Consider the following 17,415-nt stretch of genomic DNA (forward strand, 5'->3'; position numbering starts at 1 on the left):
ATTAGCCACAAGCCTGGCAACGTTTGGCTACGAATCATACCCTCCTCGTCTGCGTGATAGGACTTTTAGAATTCACCTCTTGGGTAGGCAACAGTATTGGAGGCCAATGTTCAGTAAGTCTTCAAGGCTGCATCTTTAAGACGACGAGGCGATTTAGAAACAGCGTAGGCTTCATGTTCTGTGTAGAGCCAACGATGGATCTCAGCCAGTGTCGTGAGGTGCGATCGCAAATCCTCGACCTGCTGCAAGCTAGCAGCCTCCCGCTGACGCCGGGTCTCTAAAACGTCCAGTGAGATGCCAATATTGGGAACCGCCTCAAAAGTGAGCTGATAGGGATTGCGGGCGTCAGAAATGCCAAAGATCCAATTAAAAATGGCTTCAACCCTGGGTAAATGAAACTCAGAGGTAATGACATGTAAGCGTTGGAGTCCAAGGGGATCGGTGTGCTGCACTCTGGCGAAATAAGCGTTTCCAATAGTGTCCAGGGAGATCGTCTCGGGCAAAATGCACGAATCAGGCACACCCTGTGCAACCAAGTATTCAGCAGCGGCGACTGATTCCAGAATAGGAAATCCCTTTTGATTTAAGGGTGGTGGTTTATGGGTTGTGCCAGCACTGAGGGGAATGAAGAACGTGGTTGAGGGAGAGAGGGCGATCGCCCGATCCAATCTTGCCTTGACCCAAGGCACCACTTCTCCAAAGGCTGAGACCCCTCCACCCGGAATCAAAACTGCATCCAGTTCAGCCATGGCAAAAATTCCTGATATGAATTCGTCTGACCGAGAGTTGCACCGTGTATTGTCTTACTCACCCTCTTTGGTCAAGAATAGAGGAACTGTTTTGCTGATAGCCCATAACGAGACGGTGGCTAAGACAGAATGGTATTCTAACGTTCGCTGCGATTGGCTAGGAGAAAACTGTGAGTCAAGCGTTTGACTACGACTTAATTATTATTGGTGCAGGTGTAGGAGGCCACGGTGCTGCAATTCATGCAGTGCGGCGAGGTCTAAAAACGGCAATCATTGAAGCAGCGGATATGGGTGGCACCTGTGTGAATCGCGGTTGCATTCCGTCGAAAGCATTGTTGGCTGCCTCGGGGCGCGTTCGAGAACTTCAGAATGCCCATCATCTCAATTCTTTAGGCATCCAAGTTGGAAATATTGCTTTTGATCGACAAGCTATTTCCGACCATGCTAAAAACTTGGTTAGCAAGATCCAAGGTGATATGAGCAATAGCCTCAAACGGCTAGGCGTTGATGTCATCTATGGCTGGGGACAACTGGCGGGAGAACAAAAAGTAGTTGTCAAGACAGAAGCGGGAGAGCAGACCTTGACGGCTCAAGACGTGATGCTGTCACCCGGATCGGTTCCTTTTGTTCCACCTGGGATTGAAATCGATAACAAGACTGTTTTTACGAGCGATGGCGCGTTGAAATTAGAATGGCTGCCGTCTTGGGTTGCCATTATTGGGAGTGGCTACATTGGCTTAGAGTTTTGCGATATCTACACGGCGTTAGGATCTGAGGTCACGCTCGTAGAAGCCTTGGACAAAGTCATGCCAACCTTTGATCCTGATATTGCTAAGGTTGCACAGCGGGTTCTCATCGGTCCCCGAGATGTGGAAACACGGGCAGGTGTGTTGGCGATGAAAGTGATACCAGGATCGCCTGTCGTCATCGAGCTGGCAGATCGTGAGACGAAAGAGATTGTCGATGTCCTGGAAGTGGATGCTTGCCTTGTCGCCACTGGTCGCATTCCCGCAACCAAGGATCTTGGCCTGGAAAGAGTTGGCATTGAAACGGACCGCCGAGGCTTTATCGCAGTTGATGATGAGCTTAGAGTTCTGAGAGACGGTGAACCGATTCCTCACCTATGGGCGATTGGGGATGCTACGGGCAAGATGATGCTAGCCCATGCAGCATCCGCTCAGGGAGTTGTTGCGGTGGAGAATATCTGTGGTGAGTCCCGCACTGTCAACTATCGCAGCATTCCAGCAGCGGCGTTTACACACCCTGAAGTCAGCTTTGTAGGACTGACGGAACCCCAAGCCAAGGCACTGGCAGACCAAGAAGGCTATGAGATCGCGACGGTTAAAACCTATTTCAAAGGCAATTCCAAAGCGCTGGCAGAAGGGGAATCTGATGGTTTAGCAAAGGTCATCTACCGCAAAGATACCGGAGAAATTCTGGGTGCACACATCCTGGGTTTACACGCCTCGGATTTAATTCAAGAAGCTGCCAATGCGATCGCTCAAGGGCAGACTGTAACCGCTTTGTCCTATTGTGTTCATACCCATCCCACACTTTCAGAAGTGATGGATGAAGCATTCAAGCGTGCTGTTGTTAGCGCCTGAGGCCAGTGATTATGGAAATTCGTCGGCGGTCTCCCTACCCCAAGGTATCTGTGCAAAGTCTGACTTACAAAATTGAGGCACCCGGTGCTGAACCACAAAACATACTAGAACGGATTGTTTGGCAAAAAGAGAAAGAGGTGAAGCGCCAGCGTCAACAAATATCGCTAGCCGATTTGCAGCGAGAAGTGCTGAGTGCACCGCCCGCCAAGGATTTTCTAGCGGCTCTACAGAACAGCGATCGCACTCCCGCCCTGGTTGCCGAAGTCAAAAAAGCGTCTCCTAGCCGAGGTGTGATTCGTGAGGACTTTGATCCCGTTGCGATTGCTCAGGCATACCAAACGGGTGGGGCGACCTGTCTTTCTGTTCTCACGGACGAAACTTTTTTCCAAGGTAGCTTCGATTATTTGACTCAAGTCCGAACTGCCGTTGATCTCCCCGTGCTCTGCAAAGAGTTCATCATTTATCCCTATCAGATGTATATGGCGCGCGTTAAAGGAGCGGACGCCGTTCTTCTGATTGCCGCTATTCTCAGCGATGAGGATCTGCGTTACTTCACCCGTATTGCCCAAGCGCTAGGCATGAGGGCACTGGTCGAAGTTCATACACTGGCTGAATTAGACCGAGCACTCGCAATTGATACGGTTCACCTCATTGGGATCAATAATCGTAATCTGGAGACGTTTCAGACCTCCTTGGAGGTTTCGGAAACGCTCCTTCAGGCCAGACAAGCTGAGATTGAGGAACGGGCCATTTTTGTGATCAGTGAATCCGGCATTCATCGACCCAACGATGTTGCTAAAGTTCACCAGGCAGGCGCACAGGGTATTTTGGTGGGTGAATCTCTAATGCGGCAGAATAATTTAGTAGAGGCGATCGCGCATCTCTATCCCTGACACCCACAACAATTCATTACTTTTAAGTTTGTCGATTTCTCTATGAGCGAGCCTCTCCCTCTACCGTCTCATGTGCACTACGAACTTCTGTTGCAATTATTAGAGCGACAAACCCTGTTCGCAGTCTATGAAGAACCTGAACTAAAACACGATGTTGATGAACTGATCATTACGCTAAGAAAAGCACTATCCCAACAGCGAAAGCTAGAGGAAGATTGCGATCGCCTCGGGGTCAAAATTGATTACCGATGGTCGCTCAACGACAATCCTGTTAAGGAATAGCGTTTTCGTTTTGTTTGCTCAAATAAGCCCAACTGCTGCATTAAGGGAGGGAATTCATGACGTACTACATCAAATACCCGACTCAGCAGACTGACCCTCCTCGGCCACCGTGGGAAACCTTACCAACGATGTATGATTTGCCGAGTGAAAATCCAGAGGAGCCGGGCTTGCCAGACGAATTTCACGATTTTCAACCGCAGCTTCTTAGCGCCACACTGCGTCTCAAAGAATACGCTGCGGATAAAATATTTACAGCCACTGATATGAACCTCTATTACGACGTTCATCATCAGCTTTGGTATAAACGACCTGATTGGTTTTTGGTGCTCGGTGTTCCACGTCTCTACAAAGGCACCGATTTGAGACTAAGTTATGTGATTTGGCAGGAGGGGATTAGCCCTTTTGTTGTGGTTGAACTCCTTTCACCAGGAACCGAAAAGGAAGATTTGGGGATGCTTCCTGATCTCAAAGAACCCGACCTCAGAGCACCTGATCGGTTAGGCGATCGTCCACCTAAAAAGTGGCAGGTCTACGAGCAAATTCTACGAATTCCTTATTACGTCGTCTTTGACCGCTACACCGACCGATTCCGCGTCTTCCACCTCACCAGCGGTCGTTATCAAGAACTGGACTTGTCGAATAATCGATTTTGGTTCCCTGACCTGAACCTGGGCTTAGGCGTTTGGCAAGGAATCTATGAGGGCTGTGAGCGGCTTTGGCTACGATGGTTCGATGAAAACGACGAATGGATTCCCACCCCTGAAGAGCGAGCTGAAGCTGCCGAAAATGCCTTGGTCCATGAACAACAGCAGACGTTAAATGAGCGGCAGCGAGCCGATCGTCTGGCTGAGAAATTGAGGGCACTCGGCATTGATCCCGAGTCCGAATAACTCTACCACTGGCGAAGGAATCAACTTATTGGGAAAAGCGTAGCTGTGTAGGGACACGACAACATATCGTGTCCCCTATGCTTGTCACACCAATTCAAGAGACCATTACAAATCCGCGACCTGCTGCCCAGAAACCACAGGTGCAGTATTCCTAAGCTTCAGTTCAGGATGATCCCCTTCCACTTGTCCCACATTCCACTCATTCTTAAAGAGCAGAACAGGGCGTCCCCAGCTATCTTTAACGGCTGTTGTATTAAAGAGGCGTCCAGCTTTCTCTAAAGCTTCCCAACCACCTTCAACCCAACGAGCAACGCTGTAAGGCAATAGTTCCAAGCGCGTATCAACGTTATATTCATTCTGCAATCGAAACTGTACAACCTCAAATTGAAGCTGGCCTACGGCTGCCAGAATGGGATCACGCTTGGTCTCATCCGCTGAAAACATAATTTGAACTGCTCCCTCTTCTCGCAATTCCGTAACCCCCTTATGAAACTGCTTGAATTTCGAGGGGTTGGGATTTCTGAGATAAGCAAAGAGTTCAGGAGAAAAGCAGGGAATTCCTTCGTACTCAAGCTTTTGCCCTTGATAAATCGTATCGCCGATCGCAAAAACCCCAGGATTATTCAAACCAATGACATCACCAGGAAAGGCTTCGTCCAGCGATTCGCGACCCTGAGCAAAGAGCTTCTGCGGATGAGACAGGCGCACGTTTTTACCAGATCGGGCATGGTTGACCACCATATCCTTCTCAAACTTGCCAGAGCAGACCCGAATGAATGCGACGCGATCACGATGCTTGGGGTCCATGTTGGCCTGGAGCTTGAATACAAATCCTGTGAAGTCCTCTTTAGTAGGTTCAACCTCTCCTTGAGTACTAGTGCGGGGCCCTGGCTTCAAGGCATAGTCCAGAAACGCATCCAAAAACAGCTGTACGCCAAAATTGGTCATGGCGCTGCCAAAGAAAACAGGTGTGAGCTGTCCTGCATGAACAGCATCCAAATCTAAAGCCGGGCCGAGTTCTTCAATCATCTCCAGTTCCTCTTTGAACTGATAGTAGAGCGATTGATCAACTAACTCTTCAATGCGAGGATCACCCAAATCTACAATGACTTTGGAGGCTTCCTTACTACCGTGAGCTGTCCGCTCAAACAAATGAAATTGCTTTGTCCGACGATCAAACACGCCTCGAAATTGTTCGCCCATGCCGATGGGCCAATTCACCGCATAGGTCTGCAAGCCCAATTCCTGCTCAATTTCGTCCAACAGCTCTAAAGGTTCTCTAGCGGGACGATCCATCTTGTTGAAGAATGTGAAGATGGGGAGCGATCGCATTCGACAAACCTCAAATAACTTGCGAGTTTGAGGCTCTAGTCCCTTGGCCGCATCTTCTAACATGACGGCATTGTCGGCTGCCGCCAATGTTCGATAGGTGTCTTCACTGAAGTCTTGGTGACCCGGCGTATCTAGTAAATTGATGCGATAGTCATGGTAGTCAAATTGCAGCACCGTTGAGGTAATAGAAATACCCCGCTGTTGCTCCATCTCCATCCAGTCAGATGTCGCATGGCGCTGAGCGCGTCGAGCTTTCACTGCCCCTGCTTCGTGAATGGCACCTCCATAAAGCAACAGCTTTTCTGTCAGGGTTGTTTTACCCGCATCCGGGTGAGAAATAATCGCGAAGTTTCGCCGCTTCTCAACCTCTGAATTTAACGCTGCTGGAGAGACCAAAGATGTTGCCATAAATGCTCAATAAAAATAGGGGTCGGGCAATTGTCAGGTTGTTCCTTTATTTTACGTGAAGCGTCTGACCTTTTCCAAAGTGCGTAAGGCTCAAACAGACAAGCGTCTTTCGATGTTTTTGCGCTTCCAACCTCAGGAAACAGCAAAAAAGGGCAGCGATCGCTGCCCCTGCATCATGACTGACTAACCTACTGAACTGCTAACTAAGCGTCAGCTTGGGGTAGTTCCTCAGCTGTGTTGTCATGTTGACCCAAGTTGACCTTCACAACTTTGTTGCGAACATCTTCAACTTTAGGAAGCGTCAACGTCAGCAAACCGTTGTCAAAGTTTGCTTCAACAGCGTCATTTTGAATGGGTTTAGGCAAGTTGATCACGCGACGAAACTCACCATAGTTCATATCGTCGTGTAGGATACGCTCACCTTCGGCCACGTCAGACCGCTTACGCTCACCAGAAATGACGATTGCTTCACGAGTGGCCTGTACATCAATGGCGTCGGACTCAATGCCAGATAGTTGAACGGTTAATTGATAGCGATCGCTGTCTTCAGTCAAACGAACTGCTGGAGTCCAGGCAAAAGGGGCCCTCTCGATAGCACTACCAACTTCGTTAAATACAGAATCTAGCTGACGACGAAGCGTTTCAACTTCTTGGAAAGGGTGCCAGTAACGAACAATCATTTGATATCTCCTAAGTCTCAGTTGAGCGTTGTCTTCTCAAGCTCTCTATGACTTATATGATGCAGATTTGAACTTAGGAAAAACAGTGTCAAGAACCCCACCGGGATGTCGAAGTTTTACGCCGAACCTCACACGATTGGGTTAACCGTAATCATCCTGTAAAGGTCGAAAACGAGGGATACACGATGAAATTGAGGGCTAGTACACTACGGCAGAAGTAGGCTCACCCTATGAAACGCTCGGAAAGCTTATCTGCCTTGGTTTTGAACTTTGAATTTTGAATTTTGAATTCCACGTAGCGGTACTAGCTGTTTAACCCCCTGCCTTATTTCTGCTTTGGTTTTGAATTTTGAATTTTGAATTCCGCGTAGCGGTACTAGCTGTTTAACCCCCTGCCTTATTTATGTTGGCTGTAGCTCAACCCTCGTTTCCTGATACCTTCGCTTCTCTAGCTCCACCACGTCTTATAGCTTGAATCATCTAGGCTTATGCACCCAATGGCATCCAGGTGCTGAGCGCATAGCCAGATGGCTCGCCGTCTTGTCATAACTGAGCTAACGACAGCCATACCTCACCCGGCAGGTAGAAGTCGCTGTCTGTTTTCAAGGAAGTGTTTATGATGTAGAGAATTAACAAACCGCAATATTCCGAATCGACCTACTGTTTCAGCAGATCGTTGACCTAACAATCCGTCTTCATGACTGTATTTTCTATCAATCAAGGCAAGCTTAAGCAGTTCGTTGAGAGGCGAGTGCTGTTTGGGCAAGAGTTGTCTCTAGAACTTGCTGCAATTTTGCTGGTGTATTTTGTCCAGGGCATTCTAGGCCTGGCTCGCTTGGCAGTTAGTTTCTTCCTCAAAGATGACCTGGGACTGACCCCAGCCGAAGTTGCTGCGCTAACGGGCATCGCTTCCATTCCGTGGACGGTGAAGCCTTTGCTAGGGTTCTTTTCGGACGGATTTCCCATTTTGGGTTATCGACGTCGGCCCTATCTAGTCCTATCAGGACTCCTAGGAGCGGTTTCGTGGCTAGCTCTAGCCACCTTGGTTAATACAGCTTGGGCTGCTATTGCAGCTATCACGCTGAGCTCTTTGTCGGTAGCGATCGGGGATGTCATTGTGGATTCCCTCGTCGTTGAGCGTGCTCGCAATGAATCTCAGAGTGAGGCCGGATCGCTACAGTCATTGGCTTGGGGAGCTTCGGCAGTCGGCGGAGTGATTACTGCCTATCTAGGCGGCTTGTTACTGGAGTATGTTGGCACCCGATATGTCTTTGGTATTACCGCAGCCTTTCCACTCATCGTTTCTTTGGTCGCTTGGTTAATTGCAGAAGATCCTGTGACTGAAACCTCTACTTGGCAAGTTATTGGCGGGCAGATTAAGCAGCTTAAGGGGGCGATTACTCAAAAAGTGATTTGGATGCCAGCGCTCTTCATCTTTCTGTGGCAAGCCACACCCACAGCAGAATCGGCTTTCTTCTTCTTTACAACTAATGACTTGGGGTTTCAGCCTGAGTTTTTAGGGCGAGTACGATTAGTGACGAGCATTGCTGCTCTGATTGGAATTTGGATCTTTCAGCGATTTCTGAAATCGGTTCCTTTTAGAAGTATTTTTGCCTGGTCAACTATCCTCTCGACAGTACTTGGGTTCACCATGTTGCTGCTCGTGACCCACACCAATCGATCGCTGGGTATCCCAGATGAATGGTTTAGCTTGGGTGACAGCCTTATTTTGACTGTGATGGGCGAAATTTCATTTATGCCCTTGCTAGTTCTGTCTGCTCGGATTTGTCCCTCTGGGGTAGAAGCAACTCTCTTCGCTTTATTGATGTCAATCCTAAATTTAGCGGGTCTGCTTTCCCATGAGTTAGGTGCAATACTGACGCATTGGCTAGGCGTCACTGAAACTAATTTTGAAAATCTTTGGCTGTTAGTCACGTTGACAAACTTGTCTACTCTCTTGCCTTTACCGCTGTTGTTCCTGTTACCCAAGGCTTCGTCTCAAGGACCGAATGAGGAGACGATCTACGAATCGTTACCGGCTGCTGAAACCCCTGAAATATCCTCTAATTTCAAGGTCAAAGAACCGATCGCGGTTCCAATAGGCGCTGTTGAAGCTGAATCGTCGTAGACGCGATCGCTGTTGACAGAGAATTCCTTATCTCACATCCACTCTTTTTGTCCAATTGCCGTTTCATGCCCTATATTGCTGATTCATAGACCTATGCAAACGTTGCCTTCTCCCCACAGTGCTGAAGCTACTTCAAGCCCTTCCTTCCAAATAGATGACTGGCGTAGTGGCTATCGCTCTCAACCAGAAGAATACGCCTATTGGATTGATGACATTGAAGGCGAGATTCCTACTGCTCTGGAAGGAACATTGTTTCGCAATGGTCCGGGACTGTTAGATATTGGTGGTCATCCGATCCGACATCCTTTTGATGGGGACGGCATGATCAGTAGCATTGCGTTCAAGGATGGCAAGGCGTATTACCGCAATCGCTTTGTGCGAACTGAAGGATATGTAGCAGAGCAAGAAGCAGGTAAGCCTCTGTATCGCGGCGTTTTTGGCACCCAAAAGATTGGGGGATTGTGGGCCAATATGTTCGACCTGCGGCTGAAGAATATTGCCAATACTCACATCATCTACTGGGGCCATAAGCTTTTAGCACTATGGGAAGCAGCTGAACCTCATCGTCTGGATCCTGAGACGCTGGAGACCATTGGACTTGACTATCTTGATGGTCTTCTGCAACCCGGAGATGCATTTGCAGCTCATCCTAAAATTGACCCGGGTAATCCCGATCAGGGCCAAGAACCTCGCCTAGTCAATTTTTCGATTAAGACAGGTTTGTCCAGCACCATCACAATCCACGAGTTCGATATCTCTGGAAACTGCGTGAAATCCTACCATCGCAGTGTTCCTGGCTTCGCCTTCATGCACGACTTCGTGGTCACGCCAAACTATGTCGTTTTCTTTCAAAATCCAGTCAGCTTTAATCCGTTTCCCTTTGTTCTAGGCATGAAGGGGGCTGGAGAATGCATTCAACTCAATCCGAAGGCTGCCACAAAGATTATCGTCATTCCTCGGAATGGAGAGACTCCCGTTCAATTTATAGATGCTCCTGCTGGGTTCGTTTTCCACCATGCAAATGCATTTGAGCAAGCCGGCAAGGTATTTGTCGATTCGATTGTGTATCAGGGCTTTCCCACACTGGATGAGGGAACAACGTATCAAGACGTTGACTTTTCTAAAGTACCGGAAGGACAGCTATGGCGCTTCACCCTCGATCTAGACACCGAAGCTGTTGATGATGCAAGCTGCTTAATTTCGCGCTGCTGTGAGTTCCCAACCCTGCATCCTCAGCAGGTAGGACAGCCTTATCGGTATTTGTATATTGGCGCGGCTCACAGACCCAGCGGTAATGCGCCCCTGCAAGCGCTTTTGAAGAAAGATTTTGAAACGGGTGAAGAGCACGTTTGGAGTGAGGCCCCTCGCGGATTTATGGGTGAACCGATATTTGTGCCTCGTCCTGATGGAACAGTAGAGGATGATGGCTGGGTTCTTTGCTTAACTTATAATGCTGCGCGACAGTGCTCTGACTTGATCATTCTGGATGCTAAGAACATTCAAAATGGTCCCATTGCCCGCCTGAAACTTAAGCACCATGTTCCCTACGGTTTGCACGGTAGCTTTACATCCACTTACTTTGGGCCAACAGCCGCTTGATAGGAACGGTCAGAGGCGGTAATCTGTCAAAACTCCCGAAGATACAGCCAAAAGACAGACAGTAGATGACAGAAGGATGAACCATAGCCGTCGCCAAATCCGTTAGGACAATACGGCGAGCCATCAGGCAATGTGCGCTAAGCACCCGAATGCTATTTAATGCACAAGCCTGAATCGCTAAAGCTATCAATCTTTCACAGTGAACTATCTCGTGTTCACAATGTCTCAAGCTGAGTGACTACGGCTCTATTGTGGGTTCTGGGATAAATTCAATGTTCTTTGCAGGGAACCAGCGCGGTGTCTCTAAAACTGATTATCGGCAACAAAAATTACTCCTCTTGGTCCCTAAGAGCATGGCTTTTTCTCAAGCAGAGCAATGTGGATTTTGAAGAAATTCGCTTAGCTTTGTTTACCGAGCAGTGGGAGACAGAAATCAAACGATATACTCCAGCGGGGAAGGTTCCTGTGCTGCTTGATGGTGATATTGCCGTCTGGGACTCCCTCGCCATCATGGAGTATGTTCGGGAGAATTATTCTGACATCGTCGGTTGGCCGGGCGATCGCGTTGCCCAAGCTCATGCTCGATCAATTGCGACTGAAATGCATTCAGGATTTATGGCGATCCGTGAAGAACTGCCGCAAAATCTACGCCTATGTCAGCAGCGATCGCGGGATGATTTTTCAAGCACAACGCGATCCGAAATAGAGCGAGTCGAAACGCTATGGCAAGACTGCTTTCAACGTTATGGTGGACCTTGGCTCTGCGGTGATTTTTCGATCGCAGATGTTATGTATGCTCCGGTTGCTTTACGGTTTGTGACGTATGGCATTGAGTTGATTCCTGAAGCACAGCAGTTTGTCACGTTGGTGCAAGAGCTAGATGCGATTCAGGACTGGACACAGGATGCCGTCGCTGAGGAAGAAACTCTTCCCTTCATTGATGCTCACGCCAATCGATCTTGAGGGTGCATGCACTTGCCCAAAGACTAGGCAAAACGTCTACACGATAGCTTGCCACAGTAGAAAAGCCCCCATGCCAACCACAATGGTGAGTAGTAGATTTTTGCGCCAGAAACCAACTACTAGAGCAGCGATCGCACCCACTAAACGAGGATTAGTCAGCCCAAGAGACAGGGTATCCCCCTCCACGAGAACTGCTGGGACAATGATGGCGGTTAAAACAGCGGGAGGGACATAGTTTAACGCTTGAAGCAAACGTTGTGAGAGTTGAAATTTACCACTCATTGCTAAAACGAGATAGCGAGTGGAGAACGTGACTAATGTCATGCCGCTAATTAAGACGATTTCAGCCCAGTTCATGAGACAACATCTCCTGTCTGTAAGTAATTTTCCAAGATGACGCCAACACTAATGCCAACAATTGCAGCCACCATAATGCCTAGCTGATGAGGTAGCGATCGCGCTATCAGAGCGCATCCGCCTGATACGACGACTGTCGCTAACATTGGACGTGTCGTGAGGTAGGGAATCGTCATCCCAATGAAGGTCGCAACCATCGCAAAATCCAAGCCCCAATTTGCAGCGTTGGGTAGTCTTTGCCCTAAGGTGAGACCCACTAATGTACAAAGCTGCCAATTACTGTACATTGCTAGGGCTGAACCTAATTGGAACCAGTGCTTTTGAGAAGAGCTATCGCTGCAGCGATAGCGTTGGATAGCTACCATAAAGGTCTCGTCGGTGAGCCAGAAGCCTAGAACAATCCTCCATATTTGAGTCAGGGATTTGAGGTAAGGCACCAACCCAATGGCATAGAGTAAATGTCGCAAGTTGACCACAAAAGTTGTCAAAATAATGATGCCGATAGGTGAACCTGTACCTAGCAACCCCAGGGCAATAAACTGTGATGAACCCGCAAATACACAGGCTGACATTGCCAGAGCAGCAGCAAAAGACAGGCCATTGGTTTGCGCAAGGGTACCGAAAATGACCCCAAATGGAATGGCACCGATAATGAGTGGAATCGTTTGCCGTACGCCTGCCCAAAACTCTTGCCAAGGGGAAATCGGCTGGAATCGATCTGTCGCGGTTGTCATTAGGTTGTCAGTTCAATCAATTACTACGCTCCAGGGTATTGGACCCAGTCATCTGTTGTCTTGAACGTTTTTTCGTTTAAAGAGCAACAGGCTTATTGATGCTTCAGCAGATTCTGGGACGTTGTTTTGTAACAAAAACATGGGAAAACCTGACGAGCCCAATCTTGATGAAATAGTGTGAAGTCGCAGTCAATCTTTAGCTTCCTTTAAAGACGACTCCACACGTGATGTTCAGATACTTAATGATCTCAAACCCATCAATCTACGGACACGATTATTAAACAGTCTTGAGTTTTCTGTGTTTTTTTAGTGGGCATAGGGAATTATGACCGTACGCGAAACACCGAATCTAAACGTTTGACATTTCTAAAAGAATGAAGCTCATATCTTAAGACGAATAGTCGCTATTTATCTGAGTCTTACCTCTCCTATATCTCGACCTGTGAGTTGTCAAAATGGATGCATTCGCCAACCTCTTTAGAGACTGTTGTAATGCTGTTGTAATTGCGGATCACCAATCAAAAATTGTTTTTGCGAATAAAGCATCGCACATGCTGTTCGGAGATGAGCTTTCAGTTTTATTTGAAAGAACCTCTTCTGCCTGTTTGTGCAAAGTGAATGCTGATAGTCAATCACCAATATTCTCACCTCCCTTTGAAGAAGTTTTATTGAATAAAAGCTTTTGCGATCGCGAGTTTTTATTGAGAGCATCCTACCTGGAAGAGGATAGATGGTTAACTATAACGGGTCATCCATTTATCCTCCCTGAAACGAACTTCAAGGGAGGTATGCTAATCATTCACGACATCACTCACTATAAAAAGACATCGTTCCAAGAGTCCGAGGCACTATCCTATAGCAACGAAATCGGTTTAGTGAATCATGCAATGTTTGTAGATCGAGTCAAACATGCATTAATTCGAACCCAACGCAATAACATACGTATCGCCATTCTGTCTTTGTCAGTTCAGCACCGTAATACCTCCCATAAACAGTATCCATGTCCGCAAAATGATAAACGCTTGCTAGAGGTTATTGATGGGCTTAAACAGGTTCTAGAACCTGAGCATACTCTTTCTAGAATCAGAGAGAATGAGTTTTTGATCTTAGTTGAAGATGTTATTTCATATTCACAAGTCACGGCGATCGCTCAAGATATTCATACCTCGTTGTTAACACTCTCCGAGACCAGGACAGTCGATTACAGCGGATCAGTTGACATCGGCATCAGTCTTGGAAGTCATTGTTGCTTAGATGCCGAGACTCTTCTAAGGCAGGCAGAGAGCGCTATGCAAGAGTCAAAACAGTCTCCTAGTAAGCAATATTGTGTCTTTGAAGATCCTAATCAAACCGATATCAGCAACACCCTCTATTTAGAAATTGCCCTTGAGAAAGCGATCGCCAATAGAGAGCTTTTTTTAGAGTATCAGCCTATTTTCTCAGTGAGACATAAAACCATTATTGGAGTAGAGTCCTTAGTGAGATGGCAGCATCCTGAAAAAGGACTCTTGCCGCCCTCTAGATTCATTCCGCTGGCCGAAAAGACAGGATTGATTATTCCCTTAGGACTATGGGTACTCGAAGAATCATGTCGTCAACTGAAGCAGTGGCAAATGACAATTCCTGAAGCTCAGCAACTATTTGTCAGTGTTAATATGTCTAGCAAACAGTTTTCTCAAAACAGTATTCTTGAAGAGATTTCAAATGTCTTGCAAATAGTTAATCTTTCTCCTAAAAGCCTAGTCATCGAGATCACTGAAAGCGTTTTAATTGAAAATTCATCTTCCATTGTTGAAATTTTAGAAGCAATCAGAAAGATGGGCATTAAACTTTCAATTGACGATTTTGGAACCGGATATTCTTCATTGAGCTATCTTCATAGGTTTCCGTTCGACACTTTAAAGATTGATCGCTCCTTTTTGGAAAATGCTGATTCTGACTTCGAAAAGCTGGAGATTTTACAGTCTATGGTTCGGCTAGCTTGGAATTTAGGATTAGAAGTAGTAGCCGAAGGCATCGAGACTCAAAAACATTTCGCTCAAATCAAAGCTCTAAGATGCGAATCAGGGCAGGGATACTTATTCTCAAGACCCTTGAAGTCATCTGCTGTGGAAGCCCTGATAAAGCAACAAGTCAACAATTGCTCAAGCTTAAACAAAGCGGATAACTAGGAGAGACGTATTTGGATTTTTTCTAGCCGTTATTGCTGGTGGCAAAGCGGGAATAACAGTAGCAATCTAGGTTTTGACAGCATAAAATGAGATATGCAAAAAGATTTGGATATAGGCTAATTCGTCAAATGAAACTGTTGAGATCTAAAGCAGATTGATGGATCCGGTTTAGCTATTTCAGCAAAGCCCAGTGGACTTGGGACTTAAACAGTATTAAAAGGTGCTAAAGTTTCAAGCTCTTCAGCTATACTCGGCAAGGACTTTCGGTTTCATGTATCAGTAGGCTCAGTGTTGCTAGTCTATTTTTGAATTGCTCCTGTTTAGAGTCAGCTGTTCTGGATTGTGCTATTCGCATTTTCTAACGTCTTCTTTCTAAATTGTGATTAGGGTCTCTCAGTAGTTCATCCTTAAAGTAGGGACGCATCTTCCATTTTGTGAATAATCTATGAGCCTTTGCATCAATCCTGATTGTCCTCAACCTGCTCATCCGAACAATGGCCACAGCGTTACCTGTCACGCTTGTGGTTCAGGGCTGCTGTTGCAGGGGCGATATCGAGTCATGCGCTTGCTCAGCAACAATAGTGGTTTTGGTACGGTCTACGAAGCATATCAGCAGGACATTCCTAAAATCCTTAAAGTTCTGAAGCGCGATCGCAGTGAAAATCCGAAGGTTTTAACCCTGTTTCGCAAAGAAGCGGATGTTTTAAGTCAACTCAATCATGCTGGAGTCCCCTTTGTAGAACAGGATGGTTATTTCACCTATCGTCCCAAAGGCAGTGAGATTCCACTGCACTGTATCGTCATGGAAAAAATAGATGGGCCTAATCTATTGCAGTGGATGCAGCAGCAGGGCAATCACCCTATCGGCGAGCGACAAGCATTTCGATGGCTCTCTCAGCTGACAGAAATCCTGCGGCGCGTACACCAACATAATTATTTTCACCGTGATATCAAGCCCGACAACGTTATGCTGCGTTCTAGTGGTCAATTAGTACTAGTTGATTTTGGGGCAGCACGGGAAATGAGTCAGACCTACTTGGCTCAGATCGGTAGTTTAGGCGTTACGACCATCAGCTCTGCCGGATATACGCCACCCGAGCAAGAACAAGGCCAGGCCGTTCCTCAGTCTGATTTTTATGCCTTGGGGCGAACGATCATTTATCTGTTAACAGGGCGATCGCCTAATGATACGGCGCTCTATGATCCGCTGTTCAATAGCTTCAACTGGAGATCCTATGCGCTTCCCCTGTCTGAGGGTTTTGCTGCTCTGCTTGATAGCTTGATTTCACCTCGGGTTATTGATCGTCCTAAAACAGCCCAGGAAATTCTGGATCGGCTTTACCAATTGTCGCTAGAGCAAGCGTCACCCGAAAACGATGCGGGTGCACTCTTTGCCGAAACAACACCTCCCATAAATAGCGCGAGTTCAGCCAATAGTCTCCAGCGGTCTCGTCAAAAGCAGCCCGATGCAGCGCTGAAATCGAACGCTGCCGTAGCCAGTCCGACCTCCAGCGTGACCTATTGGACTTGGCTAATCGCAGGGGGAGTGGTGGTTGCCGCGATCGCTTTTGTCGGATTAGGCATTTTAGGTCGTCATCGGGCCTTGGTTTCGTCTTCACTGGAAAACTCGACGCCTGAGGTTATTCCGCCGGATGTGCCTGCTGATGAAGACGCGCCTGAGATTCGTGCAGAACTGCTTCGCACCTTTTCCGCTCACGGCAATTCAGTGAATGCTCTAAAGCTCCTGTCAGACAGACGACGGTTTTTGAGTGCCAGTGCAGATAGTACGATTCGGCTTTGGGATCTGAGTACGGGTACCGAGTTGCAGACCTTTGTAGGGCACAGAACATTTGTCAATGCGATCGCCGTTAGTCCTGATGAACAGACCCTTTATAGCGGTAGTGCCAATGGTTCTATGGTTGCCTGGAGTATGGAAACAGGCGATAAAATTGCCGAGTTTCCTGGTCATTCAGGCCCTATCAATGCGCTCGTTCGGAATCCAGATGGCCAGATGCTAGTGAGTGGTGGCTCCGACGGCACTATCAAAGTCTGGGATATCGATAGCCAAGCAATCATGCGAACGCTAGAGGGTCACAGTGGTGCCGTGAATACCCTTGCAGTCACTAGCGATGGACAATACATCATTAGTGGCGGGACAGATCGAACGATTCGTCAGTGGAATTTACAGACTGGAGAACAGACGAAGCTATTGGAAGGTCACGCTAGTTTCGTCAATGAAATCGCCGTTAGTCCCGATGGTCGATTCTTGTTTAGCGCCAGTGCAGACAATACCCTAAAGCGGTGGGATCTTGAAAGGGGCGAAATTTTGGAAACTTTACTTGGGCATGACAGTTACGTCAACGTTCTGACCATAAGCCGAGACGGACAGATCGTCACCAGCGGCAGCGCTGACGAAACGGTCAGAGCCTGGAAAGTTGCTTCTGGAGAGTTACTAGCGGTCTACACCGGGTTTGATATGCCTGTCGATCACATCATTCTGCCGTCCGATAGGCAACTATTGACGGCTAGTCGTGAAAATCCGGCTATCAAAACTTGGTCAGTGAATTCCAATTAACGTGTGGTTACAGAATTCCGCTGAATTGGCTTAAAAATGAAGTGACTCAT

Annotated in this window: 14 protein-coding genes; 9 read left to right on the top strand and 5 right to left on the bottom strand. The window is 47.4% G+C overall.

Annotation, left to right across the window (positions count from 1 at the left end):
• Positions 1-110 precede the first annotated feature (110 nt).
• Positions 111-749, bottom strand: a complete 639-nt coding sequence (locus PN498_RS22815) for a YdcF family protein (RefSeq protein ID WP_272065716.1) — start codon at positions 747-749, stop codon at positions 111-113.
• A gap of 170 nt (positions 750-919) precedes the next feature.
• Here PN498_RS22815 and lpdA point away from each other — a divergent pair, with 170 nt between their 5' ends.
• Genes lpdA through PN498_RS22835 form a run of 4 tightly spaced genes read left to right on the top strand, consistent with a single transcriptional unit; the run spans position 920 to position 4,418 of the window.
• The gene (lpdA, locus tag PN498_RS22820) at positions 920-2,353 is read left to right on the top strand and encodes a dihydrolipoyl dehydrogenase (protein WP_272065717.1); all 1,434 of its coding nucleotides are present in this window, start codon (positions 920-922) and stop codon (positions 2,351-2,353) included.
• 8 nt (positions 2,354-2,361) lie between these two features.
• The gene (trpC, locus tag PN498_RS22825) at positions 2,362-3,246 is read left to right on the top strand and encodes an indole-3-glycerol phosphate synthase TrpC (RefSeq protein WP_272065816.1); all 885 of its coding nucleotides are present in this window, start codon (positions 2,362-2,364) and stop codon (positions 3,244-3,246) included.
• 42 nt (positions 3,247-3,288) lie between these two features.
• The gene (locus tag PN498_RS22830) at positions 3,289-3,528 is read left to right on the top strand and encodes a DUF5340 family protein (RefSeq protein ID WP_272065718.1); all 240 of its coding nucleotides are present in this window, start codon (positions 3,289-3,291) and stop codon (positions 3,526-3,528) included.
• A 56-nt stretch (positions 3,529-3,584) separates the two neighbouring features.
• Positions 3,585-4,418, top strand: coding sequence for a Uma2 family endonuclease (locus PN498_RS22835; RefSeq protein ID WP_272065719.1), 834 nt, complete (start codon positions 3,585-3,587; stop codon positions 4,416-4,418).
• A gap of 105 nt (positions 4,419-4,523) precedes the next feature.
• On the opposite strand, the gene prfC is transcribed toward PN498_RS22835, so the two are convergent.
• Together prfC and PN498_RS22845 are read right to left on the bottom strand one after the other, a co-directional pair.
• The gene (gene prfC / locus PN498_RS22840) at positions 4,524-6,158 is read right to left on the bottom strand and encodes a peptide chain release factor 3 (protein ID WP_272065720.1); all 1,635 of its coding nucleotides are present in this window, start codon (positions 6,156-6,158) and stop codon (positions 4,524-4,526) included.
• Between the two features lie 203 nt (positions 6,159-6,361).
• A complete protein-coding gene (locus PN498_RS22845) occupies positions 6,362-6,838 on the bottom strand; it encodes an Hsp20/alpha crystallin family protein (RefSeq protein ID WP_272065721.1) in 477 nt (158 codons plus the stop codon).
• 697 nt (positions 6,839-7,535) lie between these two features.
• Between PN498_RS22845 and PN498_RS22850 the strand changes: the two genes are divergently transcribed.
• The 3 genes from PN498_RS22850 (at position 7,536) to PN498_RS22860 (ending at position 11,528) form a co-directional block, all read left to right on the top strand.
• Positions 7,536-8,966: a folate/biopterin family MFS transporter gene (locus PN498_RS22850; protein WP_272065722.1), complete on the top strand. Its 1,431-nt coding sequence runs from the start codon at positions 7,536-7,538 to the stop codon at positions 8,964-8,966.
• 93 nt (positions 8,967-9,059) lie between these two features.
• Complete coding sequence (locus tag PN498_RS22855; RefSeq protein WP_272065723.1) at positions 9,060-10,565, top strand: carotenoid oxygenase family protein; 1,506 nt, start codon at positions 9,060-9,062, stop codon at positions 10,563-10,565.
• A 297-nt stretch (positions 10,566-10,862) separates the two neighbouring features.
• The gene (locus PN498_RS22860) at positions 10,863-11,528 is read left to right on the top strand and encodes a glutathione S-transferase family protein (protein ID WP_272065724.1); all 666 of its coding nucleotides are present in this window, start codon (positions 10,863-10,865) and stop codon (positions 11,526-11,528) included.
• Between the two features lie 36 nt (positions 11,529-11,564).
• On the opposite strand, the gene PN498_RS22865 is transcribed toward PN498_RS22860, so the two are convergent.
• Complete coding sequence (locus PN498_RS22865; RefSeq protein ID WP_272065725.1) at positions 11,565-11,885, bottom strand: AzlD domain-containing protein; 321 nt, start codon at positions 11,883-11,885, stop codon at positions 11,565-11,567.
• On the bottom strand, positions 11,882-12,619 hold the full coding sequence (locus tag PN498_RS22870; RefSeq protein ID WP_272065726.1) for an AzlC family ABC transporter permease: 738 nt from the start codon (positions 12,617-12,619) through the stop codon (positions 11,882-11,884). Before PN498_RS22870 ends, PN498_RS22865 begins: the two co-directional genes overlap by 4 nt.
• A gap of 455 nt (positions 12,620-13,074) precedes the next feature.
• Between PN498_RS22870 and PN498_RS22875 the strand changes: the two genes are divergently transcribed.
• Positions 13,075-14,790 (top strand): sensor domain-containing protein, encoded by a 1,716-nt coding sequence (locus tag PN498_RS22875; RefSeq protein ID WP_272065727.1) that lies wholly within the window; start codon positions 13,075-13,077, stop codon positions 14,788-14,790.
• A 445-nt stretch (positions 14,791-15,235) separates the two neighbouring features.
• Positions 15,236-17,365: a serine/threonine-protein kinase gene (locus PN498_RS22880; RefSeq protein ID WP_272065728.1), complete on the top strand. Its 2,130-nt coding sequence runs from the start codon at positions 15,236-15,238 to the stop codon at positions 17,363-17,365.
• Positions 17,366-17,415 lie beyond the last annotated feature (50 nt).

It is taken from the genome of Oscillatoria sp. CS-180 (genome assembly GCF_028330965.1).
Taxonomy (GTDB): domain Bacteria; phylum Cyanobacteriota; class Cyanobacteriia; order Phormidesmidales; family Phormidesmidaceae; genus Halomicronema.